Raw genomic sequence first — 21,293 nt, 5'->3', positions numbered from 1 at the left:
AGTTAAAAAGAACTAGCCTTTTTTAGCTTTGCTTTCTTCGCCTTCTAATTGCGATTTCAATTGAGCCAATACGTCTAAGTCTCCTAAAGTAGATTTCTCTACAGAATCTTTAACTTTTTTAACTGCTGTAATAGATGCTTTAGCTTCTTTTTTCTTAGTTGCTCTTTCTTCTGCTACTGCTTCAGCTTTTACTTCTTCCCAAATACGAGCGTGAGAAACAACGATGCGTTTAGCTTCTTTGTTAAACTCGATAATTTTGAAGTCGTTAGTTTCTTCAGCTTTAACCGAAGTACCATCTTCTTTAACCATGTGTTTAGTTGGTACGAAACCTTCTACACCGTATGGTAAAGCAATAACAGCACCTTTATCAGTTACTTTAACAACTGTACCTTGGTGAACCGAATCTAAAGTGAAGATTGTTTCGAAAGTATCCCAAGGGTTTTCTTCCAATTGTTTGTGACCTAAGCTTAATTTACGGTTATCAACATCAAGTTCTAAAACAACAACGTCTAATACATCACCAACTTTAGTGAATTCGTTAGGGTGGTTTACTTTTTTAGACCAAGATAAATCAGAGATGTGGATTAAACCATCGATACCTTCTTCAATTTCAACAAACACACCGAAGTTAGTCATGTTTTTAACTGTAGCTGTATGCTTGCTTCCAACTGGGAATTTAGCCGCAACTTCTTGCCAAGGATCGTTAGATAATTGTTTAATACCTAAGCTCATTTTGCGCTCGTCTCTATCTAAAGTTAAAACTTCAGCTTCGATCTCATCACCAACTTTTAAGAATTCTTGTGGATTTCTTAAGTTTTGCGACCAGCTCATTTCAGAAACGTGGATTAAACCTTCAACACCTGGGATGATTTCTAAGAAAGCACCGTAATCTGCAACAGTTACGATTTTTCCTTTTACTTTAGAACCAACAGCTAAGTTAGCATCTAAATTTTCCCAAGGGTGAGGAGTTAATTGTTTTAAGCCTAAAGCGATACGTTTTTTCTCATCATCGAAATCTAAAACAACCACGTTGATTTTTTCATCTAATGATAATACTTCTTTTGGATGCTCTATGCGGCCCCAAGAAATATCAGTAATGTGAAGTAAACCATCAACACCACCTAAATCGATGAACACACCGAAATCAGTAATATTTTTAACAGTACCTTCTAATACTTGTCCTTTTTCTAATTTAGAAACGATTTCTACTTTTTGGCTTTCTAGATCGTCTTCAATTAACACTTTATGAGAAACAACTACGTTTTTAAACTCATGGTTAATTTTAACAACTTTGAATTCCATTGTTTTACCCACATATACATCGTAATCGCGGATAGGTTTAATATCAATTTGAGATCCAGGTAAGAAAGCCTCAACGCCCATAATGTCAACAATTAAACCACCTTTAGTACGGCTCTTAACGAAACCATTGATGATTCTATCATTTTCAAGCGCCTCGTTAATAGCTTCCCAAGATCTTTGAGTTTTTGCTCTTTTGCGAGAAAGGATTAATTGACCGTTAGCATCTTCTGGTGCTTCAACGAAAACGTCAACTGAATCGCCGATTTTTAAATCTGGTGTATCACGGAATTCTGAAGTAGAAACTAAACCGTCTGATTTAAAACCAACGTTTAATACTACATCTTTGTTGTTAATTGAAACAACGATACCGCTAATGATTTCACCCTTAGTGATTTGATTGAATGTTCCAGCATACATATCTTCAAACTTTTTACGGTCTGCATCATTGTAATTACCGAAAACTTTTTCATCTGCATCCCAATCGAAATCTTCGGTTGGTGTTGCTAATGATGATTTGATCGATTCGATCGAAACTGAATCAGCTTCTGATTCTATCGTTTCTTTTTCAGTTAGGCGTCCGCCTTCTCCCTGAAGTTCAGCTGTTTTAGCTGCTAATTCTTTTTCTGCTACTTGTTTTTTAGCCATTAATTAATTATCTCCTTTTTTCCCTATTTAGGGACTGCAAAGGTAAAAATATTTTAATTAATAGAAAAGATTTTTTTAATAAATGTTGCTGATTTTAAGGTTATTAACATTTTGTTGCTACATATGCTTGTTTTATTCCACAGACAAAACCAAATTTAATCTAATCATTTGAAAATGAGCGTTCGGCGGTGCTTGGCAACTACAGCCCCGTTATCGCTTATAGTCCTCGCTGCGCTGCGGGCTATTCCGCTCTACCGGGTTTATAATTTACAGCTTTTGCAACCGTACCTTTGTTCCTAAACCCTATGGAAGCGGTAGCCCGAGCTTTTTCAGCTCGGCTTTAGCGTACAGAGGGACTGCATGAATGGCAGAATTACTGCACGTTCATTTCCAAAACTTTTTCACATGGGATTGGGGAATGTTTGTTTAGCCACCAAACACGGGATTGCACGAGATTAAGGCTTTTGCAACCGTACCTTTGTTCCTAAACCCTATGGAAGCGGTAGCCCGAGCTTTTTTCAGCTCGGCTTTAGCGTACAGAGAGACTACATGAATGGAAGAATTACTGCACGTTCATTTCCAAAACCTGTTCATATGGGATTCATGCATGTTGGTGAGCTACCCAACACGGAATTGTTCAGATTGGGGCTTTTGCAACCGTACCTTTGTTTCTAAACCCTATGGAAGCGGTAGCCCGAGCTTTTTCAGCTCGGCTTTAGCGTACAGAGGGACTGCATGAATAGAAGAATTACTGCACGTTCATTTCCAAAACCTTTTCACATGGGATTGGGGAATGTTTGTTTAGCCACCAAACACGGGATTGCACGAGATTAAGGTTTTTGCAACCGTACCTTTGTTCCTAAACACTATGGAAGCGGTAGCCCGAACTTTTTCAGCTCGGCTTTAGCGTACAGAGGGACTGCATGAATAGGAGAATTACTGCACGTTCATTTCCAAAACCTTTTCACATGGGATTGGGGTATATTTGATGAGCCAAGCCAATCACATAGCATTATGCCACAAAACGAGATGCTGAATTACCTGTAAGGGTGTAGTTGCTACTATTTTCTCGTAAATACGCCTCTTGTAAAACCCTCTCCAACAAGCGTGTTTTCATCTCTAATCAGTAACAATATCATATTCTGCTGGTCGTACAACTTAATCATATCTCCCTCAATAACATATTTCGCCGAAAAAGTAGAATCTGTGTAAACATCTTTTACAATGACCGAATCTGAGGTGTTAAAATCGAAGGACTTATACTGTGCATCGGTATCGGTTGCAAAAGTTCCGCTAACGGTTTTTGCCTTAATGAAAGTAATAAAACAGAAATAAGCAACAACAAGCACCACAAGGGTAGAAAAGCCAATTAAGAATTTGTTCTGACTAGAATATTTAAAAATGAAGAATAGTATTGTGCCTAACAGAAGAGCAACAACGCCGAAAAAAATCACGTTGGAATAATCTTTGGTTACTTGAGGAACTTCTACTGAAACTGTGGGTTTTGCTGGTGTAGGCTTCGCTGCTGAGGCAATTTTTACTAAGAAATCTTTACTTACCCAACCTTCGCCATTGCTAACCTTAACTTTAAAATATTTGGCATCTGCGGAATCCAACACCACCACATTTTCATCTTGCTTGATAAATCCAATAATCTTGCTTTTTGGGTCGTTTGTGGATCTAACATTTAATTTATCGGCCTTTACACGATACATATCTTGCGCATGTACATTGAAAGAAAAAGTAAGGAGCGATAAAAAAACGAAGAATATTCTAGTCATAATGAGGTGTTTTGCTGCATGCATTTTTAATAAACCGATGCATTGACGCTATGCGCAAACACCGTGCTAAACATTCCAAAATTAGGAAATACTTTTAAAAACGAGCAATAAGTTGTTGGTGTAGCGTTTACCAACTGCCTCCGCTTCCACCGCCACTACTGCTTCCACCGCCCCAACTGCTGCTAGAGGAGGATGAGGATGAAGACGACGAGCTGCTATACGATGACGAACTAGATGAGGGCGTTGATTTTACAAGCATGGGCAAAGTAACCATTTTTAAAAATTCACTTTTATCGCAAAAACTACATTCATTTATTCTTTTGGCTTCACCTTCGCGGCTGTAAGTTGCTTCTGTAATTGTTACGAGCACGTTCAGTTTGTAAGTTCTGAAACCACAAGATGGGCATACGATGAATTTGCTGTACTCTTCTGCTGGCCATGCCTTAATTACGTGTTCTTTTTGATCTTGGCTGAGCCAAATGTCATAATCATAGGTCTTTATTACTTCTTCTTTACGTTGTCCTTTTGTTAAATAGGGCTCGCCTTCAACATTTATATCTCGATCTAAGCGAACCATTTCCATTTTTTTGCTATCCAAGATGGGTTTGAAACGATCAACCGACTTAAGCCTTTTGATTAAGCTTACTAGAAATGATAAAAATATGAATGGCGAGAAGAAAATAATCCAATAATATTTTTTTTGAAAGGATTTTAGCTCCATCATAAAGTTCTTGTCGTCGTGGTGTTTTGCCCTAATGTGATCAATAGAAGTTAAATAGTGAATGAAAAGTGAAAAAGAAAGTAATCCATACAAGCATATTGGAGCAGTTTTAAACTCAAAAATCTCAATAACACCAAATGCATTTGCCGCTGCGATAAGTATAAACGGGATAAAAATCACTACAAAAAAGTTTCTGATTACCTTAAAAATAGAATAAGAAAGCTTTTTGTCTTGCTCTGGTGAGGGTGAAGGAGTAATTCCAAGCTTTCTATTTACCATTTGGAACACCCCAACAAATGCAACGAGAATTACAATAAATTGTAGCCAGCCATTACCTAAATTATCATCATCAACAGGTAGCTGTGTAAAAAATTGGTTCAGTTCCGACTTGTTTTCAGGTTTTAAAATGATGTCTCCAAGTGCGTTTACGGTGTTTATGATTCCAGTGCCAAAGTCATTTTCCTTAAAGGCCGGAATTAAATAATCTTCTGCAGTATGCTTAAGGGTAACATCTGGCAAAACACCTTCTGCGCCAGTTCCTGTTATAAATCTGTACTTTCTCCGGTCAGTTGAAATGAATAAGAGCAAGCCATTGTTGCTTTCTTTTTGCCCTATTCCCCAAGTATTAAAAAGCTCGTAGGCAAAATCAAAATCTTCTTTGTCGTGGTCGAAATCTTTAACAATCACAATAGCCATTTGAACATTTGTTTGGCTTTCGAAACTGGCTATTGTACTATTTAGTTTTGAAACATCATCTGAATTTAAGATGCCATCGGGATTGCTTACATAGCCACCACCGTTCTTCTTTGGATCGGGAATTTGATCGATTGTATAAGCCGTTTGGGCAAATGTTGCACATGAAAAAAATAATGCAATAAAAAATAATGCAATGGTTTTGCTGGAAATTTTGTTAAACATTTTCTTAAGTTAAATTTATGCGTTGCATACTTTAACAATAGGGAGGAAATGTATTACGCTTTCAATATCTTTTCTAAAACTAAATCGAACTTGGGTTTGGTATTGATAAAAAGCGCTTAATTAAAATGGTTTAAAAATTATGTCATCGTTTTCGCTCTGTAAGACAATTTAATCAGCTTTTAATGCTTTACAGTATTCAAAATAGCTGCGAAAATTTGGTGATGCAAAAGTATAAATTTAATTTATACAGGTGGAAATATTAACCTAAAAAAGGCTGAACTTTCTCTAAAGCAAAAGCTAATTGTTCCTCTTGGTCTAAATCGGTATTGTCTAGAATAACCGCATCATCAGCTCTAACTAAAGGACTTTCCTTTCTGGTGGTGTCTGCATAATCGCGGTGGGCTAAATTTTCGAAAACTTCTTCAAGTGTAGTTTCGTTGTTGCCTTTGCTTTCCAATTCTTTAAACCTGCGTTCGGCTCTTATTTTTGGGTCTGCAGTCATAAAAAACTTAACCGGAGCTTGTGGAAAAACGGTTGTGCCAATATCTCGGCCATCCATTACGATGTTCTTGGATTTGCCCATCCGCTGCTGTTGTTTTACCATTTCGTGGCGAACAATTTTGTGTGCAGAAACTTCGCTCACGTTTTCAGACACGGGCATCAGACGAATTTCGTCGGAAACTTCTTCTCCATTTAAGGTTATATGTGATTGATAATCTCTTGAATGAAAGTTGAGTTCGATGTGCTGTAACGCATCTACAACAAGAGCATCATTAGAAATATCGATATTGTTCCTTAAAAAATATAAAGTTACCGCGCGATACATCGCTCCACTATCGATGTATATGAAACCTAATTTTTTAGCTAATGCTTTTGCTAAAGTACTCTTTCCACAAGATGAATAGCCGTCGATAGCTATAACTAAGTTTTTTTTCATTACCGCAAAGGTAAAAAAAGACAATGTACTTGTTGAATTATTAATGAACAATTCTAGTGCAGCTGCCATGCATTCGTTAAAAACTAAGCATCTAAGCAATCAGAATCATGTGCCGGCGCATAAAAAAAATCACAATCTCAAGGTGAATATCTTTTTCACATCCGAACAATTTACGTGGATATTTGATTTGAAACCCAATCCCCACAATCCCCACAATCCCCACAATCCCCACAATCCCCTCAATCCCCAAAATCTGCGTCATCTGCGGGGAAAATAGAGAAATTTTAACTGCATTATTTTCTGCTGCACGTCCAAATGATTTACGTAGATATCTGATTTGAAATTCAATCCCCGTTAATCCCTAAAATCTGCGTCATCTGCGGGAGAAATAGAGGAATTTTGCTACGCTTGCTGCTACAGCACATCCCAACGATTCACGCAAATATTCACAATCCTTATTTATCAAACTTAGCTATCCATACTGCGGTATAGGGGTGAAGCCATCCTATATGTTGTAGATACCAAAATAAACCTTCGTTGATATGGAACTCAAACAACCCATGCATGGCATGTGCGGCATTTATGGTGGTGTAATTCTTGCGATATGTAAATGGTGTAATCAAGACTGCTTTTTTATAAGTCCCTTCATCTGTAATTTCAATTGTACAAGGATCAAATGCCGCCGCAAATCGGAAATTGCCATTCAAACGCTCGTTCCATTTATTCCAGGCCACAGCGTTCTTACCTTTTTGATTTAATAAGGGCTTAATATCTCTAGCTTGTAAATAAGCGTTACTGTAGAAAACCCTTGTTTTGTTCTCCTTAGGAAACAACATGTAAAAGTTCATGATACTGGCTTCGCGCAGTGGAATATAATCAAGCACAATAATCATTAAAACGTTTCCGTAAATGCCACATTTTTCTTTAAAAGTAAGCGATTTACCCCTATTTACTCTAGCTTGAAAACCAGCAGCATTACGGTTGTACTGTGTTAAGTTAAAAGGCGTTGCAACAAGGAAGATAAGTAAACCAGTTACCAATATTGCTGATAAGTCTCTCCTTTTTTTCCGTCGGAAATAAATGAATATCCCAATTGCCAATACAATTATAAAGACATAGAATATGCTTAAGGAGTAGCAAAACGTCCAAATTGTTAGAAATAGATAAACAATACAGAGGATGGTAAATAGGAATGCTTTTAAAAAACGTTTAAGTTTTTGGCCGAAAGATTTTAAAGTCATGGGACGATTAATGGTATTTAGAGCTTAATGTGGATGAATCCTTGAAGTTAGGATTTTATAACGAATTAACAAAATTGCATTCATTTAGGTTAAATTTCGAAAGTATTGGTTTAATTTTTTCTAAATATATTTGCTCTTCATATTACTTATTAAAATCAGCATGTTACCCAGTAGAGAAGAAATTTTAAAGATCGTTACATTCAAAACTTCTCGTAGTGGTGGTAAAGGCGGTCAAAATGTAAATAAAGTTTCGAGTAAAGTAGAATTGATCTTCAATTTAGAACAATCAGAGCAACTTAGTGATGAGGAAAAGGCGCTATTGAAATTAAAACTTGAACATCGTTTAGATACCGATGGTTTGCTACATATTGTTTCTCAGGAGGATAGGAGTCAGCTTTTAAACAAAGAAAAAACGGTTGCGAAACTGATCGATTTGCTAAAACGGTCACTTGTTGTGCAAAAAAAACGAAAACCCACCCGAGTTCCAAAAGCCGTTGTACAGAAGCGACTGAAAAACAAATCCGTAATCTCCGAGCGAAAAGAAAGTAGAAAAAAGCCGAATTTCGATTAACTCTATAGTTTACCAAATCGATAATACAAGCTCAGCCCGCCATAATTTTGTGCCTTGGCTACACTTTTAACTTCTTTGGTTTTAAAAATGATGTTAAAATCTACAGTAAATCTTTTTGAGCTGTAATTTACCCCGAATTGCTGTTCGAAAACAATGGGTTTAACACCAAAAGTTACCGGACTATCGTTATTAAACAAGCTTCCTTGTATGGTTGCATCATAAGCAACAACATTTAATTGAGGTTTTGCATAAAAGAAAAATTCTGATTTGTTGAGATTGGCAGTTTTAGAATTTCCAATTACGGCATTGTGGTATGCACTATTAAACAGTTGATTCAATCTACCTGCTCTAAACAAAACGGAGCCACCCAAACCCGAAAAGGTAGTACCCAAATTTGCATATCCCTGACCACTAAAATCGACTATATTATCATCTGTACGGTAAAGTAACCTGCTATAATTTGCAGCCAAGTTTAGGGCTAATTCATTTTTTATTTGATATTCCCAGCCCGCTGGCGTGTAAAAACCAACGGTTTTATGAAGGAAGCTTTGGGCATCTTGAGCCAGAGAATTTGGTCCAACAGTACCTATTTCGGTACTTAATTTTAGTACACTTTCGTTTTTGTAGAATAGGGAGTAGGCGCCTCCGGCATATAAATAACCAGCAAAAGGCCTGTCCTGATCTGCTTTGTTGGCAACTTGACCCCAATAAGGCGTGTATATTTTTTGCCCGGCAGAAATCTCATAGATTTTCTTTTCTATTTTTTCTCCAAATTTTTCAGGGTTTATCGCTCTGCGGAAATATATAAATAAGCCATTGGTATAATAACGATCGTTCAATGTAGCCAAATAAGCATCGTTTTCAGTTTTAAAACCAAATTCGTTCTTATAGGATTGCGCAAAGCTGTTTGATACAAGCAATGAAAGAATTACGGCGGGTAAAAAAAATCTCATAAAAAAAGCCTAGGCGATTGAACCTAGGCTGTAAAAGTATTTATTGTTATCGAATTTTAATATGTAATAAATAAAAGATTACAAATTAATTTACGATTGGTGCAATTTTAATGCTTAAATCTAGAGGTTTTTTAACTTTATTTTTCGTTAAAGCCAATTCAATTACCTCGCTCATTTCAGTAACGTAGTGGAAAGTTAAATCTTTAATATAGCTTTCTTTGATCTCTAAAATATCTTTTCTATTGCTCTTGCAGAGGATAATTTCTTTAATATTTGCTCTTTTTGCAGCTAAAATTTTCTCCTTAATGCCACCAACAGGCAAAACTTTACCACGAAGGGTAATCTCACCCGTCATGGCCAAATGTTGTTTCACCTTACGCTGGGTAAATGCCGAAGTTAGTGCAGTTAGCATGGTTACTCCAGCAGAAGGCCCATCTTTAGGTGTTGCGCCTGCGGGTACGTGAACGTGAACGTCCCAATTGTCAAATAATGAATAATCAATTCCGAATTCTGCTGCATGTGCCCGTAAGTAAGCTAATGCAATCACGGCAGATTCTTTCATTACATCGCCAAGGTTTCCGGTTAAGGTTAATTTTCCTTTACCCGGACTTAAGCTAGATTCAATGAAAAGAATATCGCCACCAACGCTGGTCCAAGCTAGTCCGGTTACCACTCCGGCAACCTCATTACCCTCATACAAATCCTTATCATAAATTGGTGCACCTAAAATGCGCTCCACATCGGCAACAGTTAAATTAGCATCATAAGTTTCTTCCATGGCAATTTTCGTTGCGATGCCACGCACAAGCGAACCAATTTTCTTCTCCAAACCACGAACGCCAGATTCTCTGGTATAATCTTCAATTACTTTTTCTATTAAAGCGGGTTTTAAGTTGATGTCTTTATTTTGAAGACCATGATTTTCTTTCTGTTTAGGCAATAGATATTTTTTGGCAATTTCTATTTTTTCCTCAATGGTGTATCCATTTACTTCAATAATTTCCATACGATCTAACAATGCAGGCTGAATGGTGCTTAATGAATTGGCAGTAGCGATGAAAAGAATGTTTGATAAATCATAATCTACTTCCACATAATGGTCGTAAAAAGAACTGTTCTGTTCAGGGTCTAAAACTTCAAGCAAAGCCGATGATGGATCGCCACGATGATCGGTACCAACTTTATCAATTTCATCCAATACAAACACCGGATTATCGGCCCCTGCTTTTTTAATAGAGGAAATGACACGGCCAGGCATTGCACCGATATAGGTTTTACGGTGACCTCTAATTTCGGCTTCGTCTCTAATACCGCCTAAAGCCATTCGTACATATTTACGACCTAATGCTTTTGCAATTGATTTACCTAGCGATGTTTTACCAACCCCTGGAGGGCCAACTAAACACAAAATTGGCGCTTTCATGTCGCGTTTTAACTTTAGTACGGCTAAATACTCGATTATGCGTTGCTTTACTTTTTCTAATCCAAAATGATCTTTATCTAAAATCCGTTGGGCACGCTTTAAATCGAAGTTATCTTTTGTAAGCTCACTCCAAGGTAAATCCAACAACAGCTCTAAATAGTTTAACTGAATAGAATAATCTGGCGCTGAAGGATTCATCCTGCCGAGTTTATCCAATTCTTTATCAAAGTGCTGATCGACTTCTTTAGACCATTTTTTCTTTTTGGCTCTTTCTTGCAAGGCATCAAATTCCAGATCTGCAGAATTACCGCCAAGCTCTTCCTGTATCGTTTTTAATTGCTGATTTAAGAAATAATCCCTCTGTTGCTTATCTAAATCCGTACGAACTTTCGATTGAATTTGATTTCTCAATTCCAACATCTGTAATTCAACCATTAAAAGATCCATTACTTTTTGGGCTCGATCTTGCAATTTATCCATTTCGAGGATTTTTTGCTTATCCGCCATTTCGGCATTCATGTTTGACGAAATGAAGTTGATCAAAAATGAATTGCTTTCGATATTTTTAAGCGCGATGCTGGCTTCGCTAGGGATATTTGGCGAAAGTTGGATAATCTGTGCAGACATCTCCCGGATCGAGGCAATTAGCGTTTTAAAGTCCTTATCGGCCTTATGTTTTTGTTCTTCAAATTTTTGAACAACGGCTTTAATGTAAGGTTCGTTTTGCACTTCTTCAATTAAGCTGAAGCGTTGCTTACCTTGGATAATTACAGTGGTATTGCCATCAGGCATTTGAAGCAATTTTATGATGTTTGCAACCGTTCCAACACTGTTAAGTTGCTCAAATGTAGGGTCTTCTATAGAAACATCTTTCTGCGACACCACCCCAATAATCTTATTCCCTTTGTAAGCTTCTTTAATTAATTTGATGGATTTATCTCTTCCAACCGTAATGGGGATCACTACTCCAGGAAATAGAACCGTATTTCTCAATGGCAAAATTGCCAACGTTTCAGGAGTTTCCTCATTATTCATTTCCTCCTCGTCTTGTTGAGACATTAAGGGAAAAAACTCGGTATCTTCATTTATAATTGGCATAGCTGAATTGAAATCAAATATATCTTGTTTACTCATTATCTACATCTTTCCTCTAACGACAAACTGGCAGTATCATCGTGTATTCTTGGTTTAATTTAATTGTTAAGTTAATAATTCCAACTCTTGTGCCAAAGTAGAATTAGAACGAAACTTTTGTTAAAAAGGCAGGCTTGTTTTTAAATATTTCCAGCATTATCATATTAACTAAAATTCAACGTTAATGCTATTGATTACAGGATGGGGTGTATGAAAGAAATTAAAAATACTTTTAAATTCTCAGAATAGGATTATATTGCGAAAAATATTCCCTATAAATCTTCCTGATGTGTAGATTTGTTAACTTATTATTGATACATGAATTATTTTAAACAAGCTGTTTTAGGACTTTGCCTTTTTTCATCTGCAACCTGTTTTGCACAAAGTAACTACGATAAGAGCATGCAGGCAATGATGAAGGGCGATTATAAAACTGCCGTTGTGCAGTTGGAAAAAGCCGATACAAGAGATCCTGACAACGCAAATGTTTTGAAAATGTTAGGTTATTCTTATTTTCAAAATGGAGAGTTTGAAAAATCGATTTCTACTTACAGCCGATTGGTGGTAATTAAACCAAATGAGGTTTCTGCTTACTATTATCGCGGCAAGGCTCGTTTAAATATTGCCAATGACCCCAAAGAGTCTTTAAATTCTATGCGTGAAAATTTTTACACCGCATCCATTAAAGATTTCACCAAAGCAATTGAAATTAGTGGTGAAGAAGACTCACAAATGCTACAGAATAGGGCTTTAGCTTATAAGGATTACGCTATTTTTAGATCATTTAAAGTAAAGAAAAAAGAAGAAAAAGCGGCATGCATAGCGCTGTTTAACAATTCAATAGCTGATTTCCAGAAAGTATTAACCCTACAACCCTTAAGAAAAGATATTATTGATTGGGTAGCTTATGATAAGGCCCAGATTTTAAGCCTAAAATGAATAGCAGCAAAAGCAAAAAAATAGTCCTGGATTCTTCCAGGACTATTTTTTTTATCTAATTTTTCCGGTAATGATGTATTTTTTGGGCTCGAGCAACTTAATTTTTTGTTGCTTTTTGATTTGATATAAACTATCGGGATAATAAACTAAAGTGTCGTTGGAGGTGTAAAGGATATTTTTATTAGCGATGAAGATCTCGACTTTCTTAATTCTCGCGCCATCTTTTTCAACCCGAATGCTTTTAACGGGAATCTTTTTATTTGATGAGGTATAATTTTCCTCCAGGTTGTTTTTGGAAGTTTGAAAGCTTCCTTTCCACGACGTTTTATTGATGTCTGCATCGATAAAGACAGAAAGTTCTTTGTTCCAATCTTGAATCACCAACGCTTTATTTTCTGATGCTCCATTCACGATAACCATCTTATTCACAATTGGTTTCTGCTTTTGCAAGCGAGAAATTTCCTTCTTGAAATAACCCTTTACATCGAAATAAAGTAAATCTGTATTTGCTTCAGATTCTTTACGCTGATTGCAGGAAAAGAGCGCCAAAGCAAATACAAATAGATATTGTTTTTTAATCATTATACCAATACGTTTCCTGTCATTTCTTCTGGAATGGCCACACCTAATATTCTTAAAACCGTAGGGGCAATGTCTCCCAATTTTCCATCGGCAATGGTTTTGTAATCTTTATCAATTAGGATGCATGGAACCAAGTTGGTGGTGTGTGCGGTATTTGCAGATCCATCGTTGTTGACCATGTATTCTGAATTGCCATGATCGGCGAGCAAAATAAACGAGTAGCCATTTTCTAAACCTTTATTTACCACAATTTCAGCGCATTTATCGGCAGTTTCTACGGCTTTCACAACGGCTTCAAAAACGCCTGTATGCCCAACCATATCCGGATTTGCAAAGTTTAAACAAATAAAATCCGCCCATCCAGTCTCCATTTCGGCGGTAATGGCTTCTGTAATTCCTGCGGCACTCATCTCAGGTTGCAAATCGTAAGTCGCAACTTTTGGCGACGGAATTAGAATTCTTTTCTCATTTTCAAACTCGCTTTCTCTTCCGCCAGAAAAGAAGAAGGTTACGTGTGGATATTTTTCTGTTTCAGCAATGCGGATTTGATTTTTTTGATTGTTTGCCAATACTTCTCCTAAAGTTTTGCTCAAATCATCTTTGGTGAAAACCACATTAACTTTTTCAAAGCTTTCATCATAGGTGGTCATTGTAACATAGTACAGTGGCAATTTATGCATCTGTTGTTCAGGAAAGTCTTTTTGTGTTAAAGCTGTTGTAATTTCTCTACCTCTATCGGTGCGGAAGTTAAAGCAAATCACCACATCATCGTTCTGAATGGTTGCAACTGGCTCGCCATTGTTTTGCGTTAAAACAACGGGTTGCAAAAACTCGTCTGTAACACCAGCATCGTATGATTTTTTTATTGCAGCAAGCGCATCCTGCGTTTTCTCACCTATGCCATTTACCATAACATCGTACGCCTTTTTTACGCGCTCCCAACGGTTATCCCTATCCATCGCATAATATCGACCAACCATTGTGGCAAGTTTGGTATTGGAGTTTTGTATATGTTGTTGCAAATCAGTTATAAAGCCCAGTCCAGAATTCGGATCGGTATCACGACCATCTAAAAAAGCATGTATAAAAGTTCTTCCAACATGCGCTTCGTTTGCAGCATCAGATAAGGCTTTTAAGTGTTCGATATGTGCATGCACACCACCATTAGAAACTAAACCTATAAAATGAACAGCCTTATTATTCCTTTTGGCATAATCAAATGCATTTAATAAAACTGGGTGGCTGTGCAATTCTCTATCTGTAATGGCTTTATTGATTCTACCCAGTTCTTGATAAACTACTCTTCCGGCGCCTAAATTCATGTGGCCCACTTCCGAGTTACCCATTTGTCCGGCTGGCAAGCCTACTGCTTCGCCAGAAGCTTCAAGTTTTGAGTTGGGATAATTTTGCAGCAATGAATCAAAAAAAGGCGTATTTGCGGCATAAGCAGCATCAGATTCATCTTTATTTCCATAGCCCCAGCCATCTAGAATAATAAGTGCAAGTTTTTTATTTGTCATTCGTTTTTGGTTTTATAATCATATTTGTAAGGCTTAGAACATTCGTTTTTTCGCGTTCCGCCCGAACAAAATTTAATAAAAGTAATTATGCATTCTTGATTTTTTTTAAAACATTATTGTCGAGAACCTGTTTTAATATTTTATTACGAAGCAAATATAACTTTATTGAAGCTTATACAAATTAAGAAATCCTTTTTTTGCTGAGCTAATGGCATAATTTTAGCTATAGGGTTCTGTATAAAATGCAGAAATGATCCGGAGCTTATTTTTATTGGTTATCAGTTTATCATCATTATATCGTTTTACAGCCTACCAGGCTGATATTATCGATGACTTATCTTCGTATTTTAAGGCGAGTAACGCCAAAGAGATTGCCAAAAATTTCGCCACAACTATCGAATTGATCTTTATTGATGAAGAAGATGTATATTCTAAAGCACAGGGTGAACAGATTTTAAAAGATTTTTTCATCAAACACCCACCGATAAAAACAAGTATTTTTCATAAAATTAATACCAATCCCAACTACCGGTTTGGCGTAATTCTTTTAAGTACAGCAAAAGAAACTTTTCGTGTTTCAATCACGATGAAAAAATTTAATAGCAATTTTCTGATTACCGAATTGCGCATAGAACCTGCTAAAGATTAATCCAATCTGCTAATTATCCATCACGCCGCCTAAATTTTAATTTAAGGCTTTCTGTCAATTGCTGGCTGATAAATAATTCCTATTTTTGCGATCAAATCACTTGTTTTGGACAAAGAACTTATAGATCAATTCATAAAAAATGCTCTTGCTGAAGATGTTGGCGATGGCGATCATACTTCATTATCAACCATCCCGGCTCATACAGAAGGCAATGCAAAACTAATTATCAAAGAAAATGGAATTTTAGCAGGTATTGAGCTTGCTGTAGAAATTTTCAAAGTTGTAGATGGTGATTTGAAAGTTAATGTGCTGTTAAAAGATGGCGATCAGGTAAAAGTAGGTGATATTGGCCTAACGGTTAGTGGTCGCACACATTCGATCCTCATTGCTGAACGTTTGGTTTTGAATTGCATGCAAAGAATGAGTGGCATTGCAACCAAAACCCATCATATCGTAGGCTTGTTAAAGAATACCAAAACTAAAATTTTAGACACAAGAAAAACTACACCTGGACTGCGCTATTTGGAAAAATGGGCTGTGAGAATAGGTGGAGGGGTGAACCATAGGATAGGTTTGTACGACATGATTTTAATCAAGGATAATCATGTTGACTATGCTGGTGGCATTTCGAATGCGATAAAATCTGCTCAGAGATATTTGTCAACTAAGGAAAAATCTCTACAGATTGAGATTGAAGTGAGGAATATTGAGGAACTTAAAGAAGTGTTAGAAATTGGTGGAGTAGATCGAATTATGCTTGATAACTTTGGTTTTGATAAACTTAAAGAGGCCGTAAAATTGATTGATGGGCGGTTCATAACCGAAGCATCTGGAGGCATTACGGAAGAAAATGTTAGCGCATATGCCGACTGTGGTGTAGATTTTATCTCGATGGGTGCACTAACACATTCTGTTAAGAGTTTAGATATCAGCCTAAAAGCATATTAACGTAATGAGCTGCTTAATAAAACGCTTATTTTTTGTATCATTGTAGGCTATGGTTACGGTTTATTCTCTCAGCGCTTTACTTCTTGCTTACCTTTTCGGCTCCATCCCAACGGCGGTTTGGCTAGGACAAGCCTTTTATGGCGTGGACGTTAGAGAATACGGCAGTGGCAACGCAGGGGCTACAAATACTTTTAGGGTTTTGGGTAAAAAAGCAGGCATTGCGGTAATGGTTATCGACATTGCCAAAGGCTATACCGCCACTAATCTTGCCTATCTAATTGGCATGAGTGTAACTGGCCCACAAAATTCAGTTGTTTTCGTTAACTATCAGTTGGCACTTGGCGTAACGGCTGTAATGGGTCATTTATTCCCGGTATTTGCTGGTTTTCGGGGCGGAAAGGGTGTTGCAACGCTTTTTGGAATGATTTTAGCCGTTAATTTCGAAGCATCTATGCTTTGTGTTCTGGTTTTTGTGGTCGTTCTTTTGCTAACAAAATATGTTTCATTGAGTTCAATTTGTGCGGGATTTACCTTTCCGCTCAGCGTTGTCTTTTTGTTTCAAGTATCCATAAAATCAGAAGTACTTTATGGAATGGTGGTTTGTATTCTAATATTGGTTACGCACCAGAAAAATTTAGAGCGCTTGCTGAAGGGCAAAGAATCCAAGGTGTATTTGTTTCGAAACAAAACTAATTAACAAATCGCACAGCTTTTGAAACTTATTTGTAAGCTAAATGTTACTACATTGTTTGCTTACAATTTGAGTTTACACCTTTAAAAAAATATTATTTTTTATGAAAAAGTTATTACTAACCGCAAGTGTTGCCGGTTTACTATTGTTCAATTCTTGTTCTACTGTTCCATTAACGGGTCGTAGTAGATTAAATTTGGTAAGTAACGACCAAGTTTTGCCTATGGCTTTTCAGGCGTACAGCGAGTTCTTAACGGAGAATAAAACAACGGTTTTGCCAGCATCTAATGCACAGGCTTTGAAAGTTAAAACCATTGGTAGCCGATTAATTTCTGCCGTTCAAACCTATATGAACAACAACAACTATGGAAATTTGATACAGGATTATAAATGGGAGGTAAATGTTGTTCAAAATAATGAAAAAAATGCCTGGTGTATGCCAGGTGGAAAAATTGTGGTTTACACTGGTATCTTGCCAGTTACACAAGACGATGCGGGCTTAGCAACAGTTATGGGACACGAAATTGCCCATGCAATCGCTGGTCACTCGGCAGAACGCATGTCGCAAGAAATGGTTGCGCAAGGTATTGGAACTGCAGGGGGTGTTGCTCTATCTAAAAACCCAAGAGCACAATCTACTTTCAATACACTTTATGGCGTTGGCGCCCCTATAGCAATGTTAAAATATTCTCGTAATCAGGAATTAGAGGCCGATCGATTAGGTTTAATATTTATGGCAATGGCTGGTTACAACCCACAATCATCAGTAAGTTTTTGGAATAGAATGTCTTCAGCATCTGCAAATGCGCAAAAACCTGCTGAATTTTTAAGTACTCACCCAAGTGATGCGACCAGGATTGCACAAATTCAAAAATACTTACCTGAAGCACAGCAGTATTACAAGAAATAAGGATTTTAAATATCCGTATATTGGGGTGGAAGTTTCTTGCTTAGGCAAAACACTTCCACCTTTTTTTGTTTTACTGTGCACCTAAAACTTTCAAAATTGCAGTGGCTTTGAGCATGCATTCCTCGTATTCTGCATTTGCATTGCTTTGATAGGTAATTGCGCTACCCACTTGAAAGGAAAGATATTTTGCTTCACCATCATATAGGATGGTTCTGATGACCACATTAAAATCAAAATCACCGTTCGGATTGATGCAGCCAAACGATCCTGAAAAAACACCTCTCTTGGTTTCTTCATATTGTTCTATAAGTTGCATGGCCTTCACTTTTGGCGCTCCAGTCATCGAGCCCATAGGAAAGGCATTTTTAATCGCTTCTATAAAATGAACATCTGGATGAAGGTGACAACCAATTGTCGAAATCATTTGATGCACTTGCGGAAAGGTATAAATTCCGAACAGTTCCTCAACTTTTACGCTTCCTTTAATTGCTGATTTTGTCAAATCGTGCCGTACTAAATCCACAATCATCACATTTTCAGCCTGTTCCTTAATGTCGTTCCTTAGCGCAGATTTTATGGCTTCGTCTTCCTCAGCGTCTAAACTTCGCTTTGCCGTACCTTTGATGGGTTGTGAAATGAGCTTATCGCCGCGTTTGCATAAAAATCTTTCGGGTGTTGCGGATAGGATGTAACGTTGATTGATTTTAAAGAAACCTGCAAATGGAGTGGGCGATAATCGATTCAAAGATTCGAATATTTCGAGTGGATTAATCTCGGCATGTTCGGCAAAAAACTCCTGACAAAAATTGATTTCATAAATGTCGCCTCTAGCGATGTGTTCTTTCAGTAATTCGATTTTCTCTATGTATTGCGTTTCTGAAAGTCGAGATTTAATCGTTGGTTTTTTGCTTGGTAAATTGGACTCAGGTATGAAATCATCAATTTCATTTAATAGAGAAGCATCTCCAATTAAAACCTCTGCAATTCCATTTTTATAGGCGATTAGATATTTTGGAATAAAGAAATAGAGGTCGTCAAATTTTAACTGGTCTCTGTTTTTAGATGACAGGTCTTCTATCTGATTTTTTAAATCGTAGCCCAAGTAACCAAAAATCCACTGTTTGTGTTTATCGCAAAAAGTTTTTAATTGATCGAATGAATTGCCTCTTGAAGATTTCAACTCGGTTTGAACATCCACAGCCAGCAAAAAATCAAAGGCAGCGTATTTGTCCTGGTATTCATTTGAATCTAGAAAACAACATACGCCAAATTGGTTTGCCCAATTCAGGGCCTTGTATTTAAAATCGATGATGGTTTCTGGAGTTTTCAAGCTGAACAAAGGTAATTAAAGCCAGCCTAATCAAAAATAGTTTTGGCAAGCAAAATAAATTATGAAGCACCGACGCAACGCAATAACATATAAAGCGAAGCGCAATTAAAATCGCATGATTACATTTTCCGTTCCTAGTAAGCGGTGTTTGTACTAACGAAAATAAGTATAAAAAAAGGCAACTTTCAGCAGAGAAAGTTGCCTTATTCATTCAAATAATCTCTAAATCAGCAATGCTGAAAATAGTTTAACGTAATTCTAAAGTTTGTGCCCGATCTGGTCCTACTGAAAGGAATTTGATGGGAACTTCTAATTCTTTTTCTAAGTAATCGATATAAGCTTGTAATTTTGAAGGGATTTCATCAACGGATGTAATTTTGGTTACATCAGTAGCCCAGCCTTCTATCGCTTTTAAAACAGGTTTTGGTTGGATAGAAATGATGTCGTATGGCATGTAATCGATGGTTTCGCCATTATATTCGTAGTGTGTACAAGCATAAATGGTGTCGAAAGTATCTAAAACATCTGCCTTCATCATAATTAAATCGGTAACGCCATTTAACATAATGGCATATTTTAAGGCTGGCAAATCTATCCATCCACAACGGCGAGCACGTCCTGTAGTTGCACCAAATTCATGCCCAAGGGCACGTAGGTTCTCGCCTACTTCATTGTCTAGTTCAGTAGGGAAGGGACCGCCACCAACACGTGTACAATAGGCTTTAAAAATACCATACACGGCCCCAACTTTGTTAGGTGCAATACCCAATCCTGTACAAGCACCAGCAGTTGTGGTGTTGCTTGATGTTACAAATGGGTATGAACCAAAATCTACATCCAACAAAGTACCTTGTGCACCTTCTGCCAATACGGCCTTTCCTTCTTTTAGATAGCCATTTACAAAATGTTCGCTATCTACATGTGGAATGCTTTTTAAGAATTCTATGGCTTCAAAAAAGGAGGCTTCTTTCTCTGCCAATTCATACTCGAAACCTTCGTAATGAGAGAGAATTTCTGTGTGTTTTTCTACTAATTTATTGTAGCGTTCTTTAAAATCGGGCAGGGTGGTATCGCCAACGCGTAACCCATTACGTCCGGTTTTATCCATGTAAGTTGGACCAATACCCTTTAAGGTAGATCCAATTTTGTTTTTACCCATTCTGGCCTCGTTTGCTGCATCTAATAATTGATGGGTTGGCAAAATCAAGTGGGCTTTTCTGGCAATCACTAATTTGCCCTCAGCAACTGGGTCGTGACCAGCTTTTTTTAGATTATCTAGTTCTCTTTTTAATATGATTGGATCGATAACTACACCATTACCAATAAGGTTCATGGTTTTCTCGTTAAAGATTCCTGATGGTATGGTATTCAAAACGAATTTCTTACCGTCAAATTCCAGCGTATGCCCAGCGTTTGGACCACCTTGGAAGCGGGCAATAAGATCGTATTTTGGACTTAGAACATCAACGATTTTTCCCTTTCCTTCATCGCCCCATTGTAGGCCGAGAAGTACATCTACTTGCGTCATTATTAAAAAATTAAGCGGGTTTTATTATTTAGGATTGATTTAATTTGCTTCAACTTTCGCTGCTGCTGTGGCGTTTTCACTTACTTTTCTGGATACACTGCAATCAGAGCAGAATCCATACATATTTAAGGAATGGTGTTTAATATCGAATTTTAGAAGATCGCCCACCATGGTTTGAATTTGGTGTACACGTGGGTCGCAAAACTCCACAACTTTGCCACATTCAATACAAATTACGTGATCGTGTTGGCGGTAGCCGTAAGATTTTTCGAATTGGGCCATGTTTTTCCCGAATTGATGTTTAGTTACCAAATCACACGATACCAATAACTCTAAAGTATTATAAACCGTTGCTCGGCTTACACGATACTTTTGGTTTTTCATGTGAATGTATAGGGTTTCAACATCAAAATGGTCGTTTCTAGAATATATTTCTTCCAATATGGCGAAACGCTCTGGTGTTTTACGCAGGTTTTTGTTCTCTAAATAAGCCTCAAAAATCTTACGAACGAGCTCATTTGTTTTTTGTTCAGACATAGTTTTCTAACTCCATTCAAAGGTATGTAAATT

General features: G+C 37.1%; 18 protein-coding genes. 6 read left to right on the top strand and 12 right to left on the bottom strand.

Annotated elements, in window-relative coordinates:
* Nucleotides 1-12 precede the first annotated feature (12 nt).
* From rpsA to DHW03_RS18620, 5 genes are all read right to left on the bottom strand, one after another.
* Entirely contained in the window at nucleotides 13-1,947 is a 1,935-nt protein-coding gene (rpsA, locus tag DHW03_RS18640; protein ID WP_109927365.1) for a 30S ribosomal protein S1, read from the bottom strand.
* Between the two features lie 1,061 nt (nucleotides 1,948-3,008).
* Nucleotides 3,009-3,728 carry an SH3 domain-containing protein gene (locus DHW03_RS18635; protein ID WP_165825467.1) on the bottom strand — a complete coding sequence of 240 codons (720 nt, stop codon included), beginning with the start codon at nucleotides 3,726-3,728 and terminating at the stop codon, nucleotides 3,009-3,011.
* Between the two features lie 127 nt (nucleotides 3,729-3,855).
* Nucleotides 3,856-5,367, bottom strand: coding sequence for a TPM domain-containing protein (locus tag DHW03_RS18630; RefSeq protein WP_109927363.1), 1,512 nt, complete (start codon nucleotides 5,365-5,367; stop codon nucleotides 3,856-3,858).
* Between the two features lie 259 nt (nucleotides 5,368-5,626).
* Entirely contained in the window at nucleotides 5,627-6,304 is a 678-nt protein-coding gene (gene cmk, locus DHW03_RS18625) for a (d)CMP kinase (protein WP_109927392.1), read from the bottom strand.
* A gap of 455 nt (nucleotides 6,305-6,759) precedes the next feature.
* A complete protein-coding gene (locus tag DHW03_RS18620; protein ID WP_165825466.1) occupies nucleotides 6,760-7,545 on the bottom strand; it encodes a hypothetical protein in 786 nt (261 codons plus the stop codon).
* A gap of 160 nt (nucleotides 7,546-7,705) precedes the next feature.
* Between DHW03_RS18620 and arfB the strand changes: the two genes are divergently transcribed.
* Complete coding sequence (arfB, locus tag DHW03_RS18615) at nucleotides 7,706-8,116, top strand: alternative ribosome rescue aminoacyl-tRNA hydrolase ArfB (RefSeq protein WP_109927361.1); 411 nt, start codon at nucleotides 7,706-7,708, stop codon at nucleotides 8,114-8,116.
* Nucleotides 8,117-8,118: 2 nt separating this feature from the next.
* Here the strand turns inward: arfB and DHW03_RS18610 are convergent, their stop codons facing one another.
* Nucleotides 8,119-9,069 carry a lipid A deacylase LpxR family protein gene (locus DHW03_RS18610; RefSeq protein ID WP_109927360.1) on the bottom strand — a complete coding sequence of 317 codons (951 nt, stop codon included), beginning with the start codon at nucleotides 9,067-9,069 and terminating at the stop codon, nucleotides 8,119-8,121.
* Between the two features lie 85 nt (nucleotides 9,070-9,154).
* Nucleotides 9,155-11,626 carry an endopeptidase La gene (lon, locus tag DHW03_RS18605; RefSeq protein WP_109927359.1) on the bottom strand — a complete coding sequence of 824 codons (2,472 nt, stop codon included), beginning with the start codon at nucleotides 11,624-11,626 and terminating at the stop codon, nucleotides 9,155-9,157.
* A 318-nt stretch (nucleotides 11,627-11,944) separates the two neighbouring features.
* Between lon and DHW03_RS18600 the strand changes: the two genes are divergently transcribed.
* Nucleotides 11,945-12,565 carry a tetratricopeptide repeat protein gene (locus DHW03_RS18600; protein ID WP_109927358.1) on the top strand — a complete coding sequence of 207 codons (621 nt, stop codon included), beginning with the start codon at nucleotides 11,945-11,947 and terminating at the stop codon, nucleotides 12,563-12,565.
* Between the two features lie 51 nt (nucleotides 12,566-12,616).
* On the opposite strand, the gene DHW03_RS18595 is transcribed toward DHW03_RS18600, so the two are convergent.
* Both DHW03_RS18595 and gpmI read right to left on the bottom strand, forming a co-directional pair.
* The gene (locus DHW03_RS18595) at nucleotides 12,617-13,147 is read right to left on the bottom strand and encodes a hypothetical protein (protein ID WP_109927357.1); all 531 of its coding nucleotides are present in this window, start codon (nucleotides 13,145-13,147) and stop codon (nucleotides 12,617-12,619) included.
* Entirely contained in the window at nucleotides 13,147-14,667 is a 1,521-nt protein-coding gene (gpmI, locus tag DHW03_RS18590) for a 2,3-bisphosphoglycerate-independent phosphoglycerate mutase (protein ID WP_109927356.1), read from the bottom strand. Before gpmI ends, DHW03_RS18595 begins: the two co-directional genes overlap by 1 nt.
* A gap of 250 nt (nucleotides 14,668-14,917) precedes the next feature.
* Between gpmI and DHW03_RS18585 the strand changes: the two genes are divergently transcribed.
* The 4 genes from DHW03_RS18585 (at nucleotide 14,918) to DHW03_RS18570 (ending at nucleotide 17,865) form a co-directional block, all read left to right on the top strand.
* Nucleotides 14,918-15,316, top strand: a complete 399-nt coding sequence (locus tag DHW03_RS18585; RefSeq protein WP_109927355.1) for a DUF4783 domain-containing protein — start codon at nucleotides 14,918-14,920, stop codon at nucleotides 15,314-15,316.
* 105 nt (nucleotides 15,317-15,421) lie between these two features.
* A complete protein-coding gene (gene nadC / locus DHW03_RS18580) occupies nucleotides 15,422-16,264 on the top strand; it encodes a carboxylating nicotinate-nucleotide diphosphorylase (protein WP_109927354.1) in 843 nt (280 codons plus the stop codon).
* Nucleotides 16,265-16,313: 49 nt separating this feature from the next.
* Nucleotides 16,314-16,961, top strand: coding sequence for a glycerol-3-phosphate 1-O-acyltransferase PlsY (gene plsY, locus DHW03_RS18575; protein WP_109927353.1), 648 nt, complete (start codon nucleotides 16,314-16,316; stop codon nucleotides 16,959-16,961).
* Between the two features lie 97 nt (nucleotides 16,962-17,058).
* Nucleotides 17,059-17,865, top strand: coding sequence for a M48 family metallopeptidase (locus DHW03_RS18570; protein WP_109927352.1), 807 nt, complete (start codon nucleotides 17,059-17,061; stop codon nucleotides 17,863-17,865).
* 70 nt (nucleotides 17,866-17,935) lie between these two features.
* On the opposite strand, the gene DHW03_RS18565 is transcribed toward DHW03_RS18570, so the two are convergent.
* The 3 genes from DHW03_RS18565 to DHW03_RS18555 all read right to left on the bottom strand — a co-directional run bounded on the left by DHW03_RS18565 (nucleotide 17,936) and on the right by DHW03_RS18555 (nucleotide 21,260).
* Nucleotides 17,936-19,195: an anthranilate synthase component I family protein gene (locus tag DHW03_RS18565; protein ID WP_109927351.1), complete on the bottom strand. Its 1,260-nt coding sequence runs from the start codon at nucleotides 19,193-19,195 to the stop codon at nucleotides 17,936-17,938.
* Nucleotides 19,196-19,442: 247 nt separating this feature from the next.
* Entirely contained in the window at nucleotides 19,443-20,723 is a 1,281-nt protein-coding gene (locus tag DHW03_RS18560) for an adenylosuccinate synthase (protein ID WP_109927350.1), read from the bottom strand.
* Between the two features lie 39 nt (nucleotides 20,724-20,762).
* Nucleotides 20,763-21,260: a Fur family transcriptional regulator gene (locus tag DHW03_RS18555; protein WP_109927349.1), complete on the bottom strand. Its 498-nt coding sequence runs from the start codon at nucleotides 21,258-21,260 to the stop codon at nucleotides 20,763-20,765.
* Between the last annotated feature and the right edge of the window lie 33 nt (nucleotides 21,261-21,293).

The sequence above is a fragment of the Pedobacter yonginensis genome, from assembly GCF_003173595.1.
In the GTDB taxonomy this organism is placed as follows: Bacteria; Bacteroidota; Bacteroidia; order Sphingobacteriales; family Sphingobacteriaceae; genus Pedobacter; species Pedobacter yonginense.
Note: the sequence above shows the minus strand (reverse complement) of the source record. Positions and strands in the feature narration are given on the sequence as shown.

Bases quoted from the DNA above. Each gene is read 5' to 3' on its own strand.
- DHW03_RS18595 (WP_109927357.1), bottom strand. From the start codon at position 13,147: ATGATTAAAAAACAATATCTATTTGTATTTGCTTTGGCGCTCTTTTCC.
- arfB (WP_109927361.1), top strand. From the start codon at position 7,706: ATGTTACCCAGTAGAGAAGAAATTTTAAAGATCGTTACATTCAAAACT.
- DHW03_RS18610 (WP_109927360.1), bottom strand. From the start codon at position 9,069: ATGAGATTTTTTTTACCCGCCGTAATTCTTTCATTGCTTGTATCAAAC.
- DHW03_RS18560 (WP_109927350.1), bottom strand. From the start codon at position 20,723: ATGACGCAAGTAGATGTACTTCTCGGCCTACAATGGGGCGATGAAGGA.
- DHW03_RS18585 (WP_109927355.1), top strand. From the start codon at position 14,918: ATGATCCGGAGCTTATTTTTATTGGTTATCAGTTTATCATCATTATAT.
- DHW03_RS18600 (WP_109927358.1), top strand. From the start codon at position 11,945: ATGAATTATTTTAAACAAGCTGTTTTAGGACTTTGCCTTTTTTCATCT.
- DHW03_RS18555 (WP_109927349.1), bottom strand. From the start codon at position 21,260: ATGTCTGAACAAAAAACAAATGAGCTCGTTCGTAAGATTTTTGAGGCT.
- gpmI (WP_109927356.1), bottom strand. From the start codon at position 14,667: ATGACAAATAAAAAACTTGCACTTATTATTCTAGATGGCTGGGGCTAT.
- cmk (WP_109927392.1), bottom strand. From the start codon at position 6,304: ATGAAAAAAAACTTAGTTATAGCTATCGACGGCTATTCATCTTGTGGA.
- rpsA (WP_109927365.1), bottom strand. From the start codon at position 1,947: ATGGCTAAAAAACAAGTAGCAGAAAAAGAATTAGCAGCTAAAACAGCT.
- plsY (WP_109927353.1), top strand. From the start codon at position 16,314: ATGGTTACGGTTTATTCTCTCAGCGCTTTACTTCTTGCTTACCTTTTC.
- DHW03_RS18570 (WP_109927352.1), top strand. From the start codon at position 17,059: ATGAAAAAGTTATTACTAACCGCAAGTGTTGCCGGTTTACTATTGTTC.
- DHW03_RS18630 (WP_109927363.1), bottom strand. From the start codon at position 5,367: ATGTTTAACAAAATTTCCAGCAAAACCATTGCATTATTTTTTATTGCA.
- DHW03_RS18635 (WP_165825467.1), bottom strand. From the start codon at position 3,728: ATGACTAGAATATTCTTCGTTTTTTTATCGCTCCTTACTTTTTCTTTC.
- lon (WP_109927359.1), bottom strand. From the start codon at position 11,626: ATGAGTAAACAAGATATATTTGATTTCAATTCAGCTATGCCAATTATA.
- DHW03_RS18620 (WP_165825466.1), bottom strand. From the start codon at position 7,545: ATGACTTTAAAATCTTTCGGCCAAAAACTTAAACGTTTTTTAAAAGCA.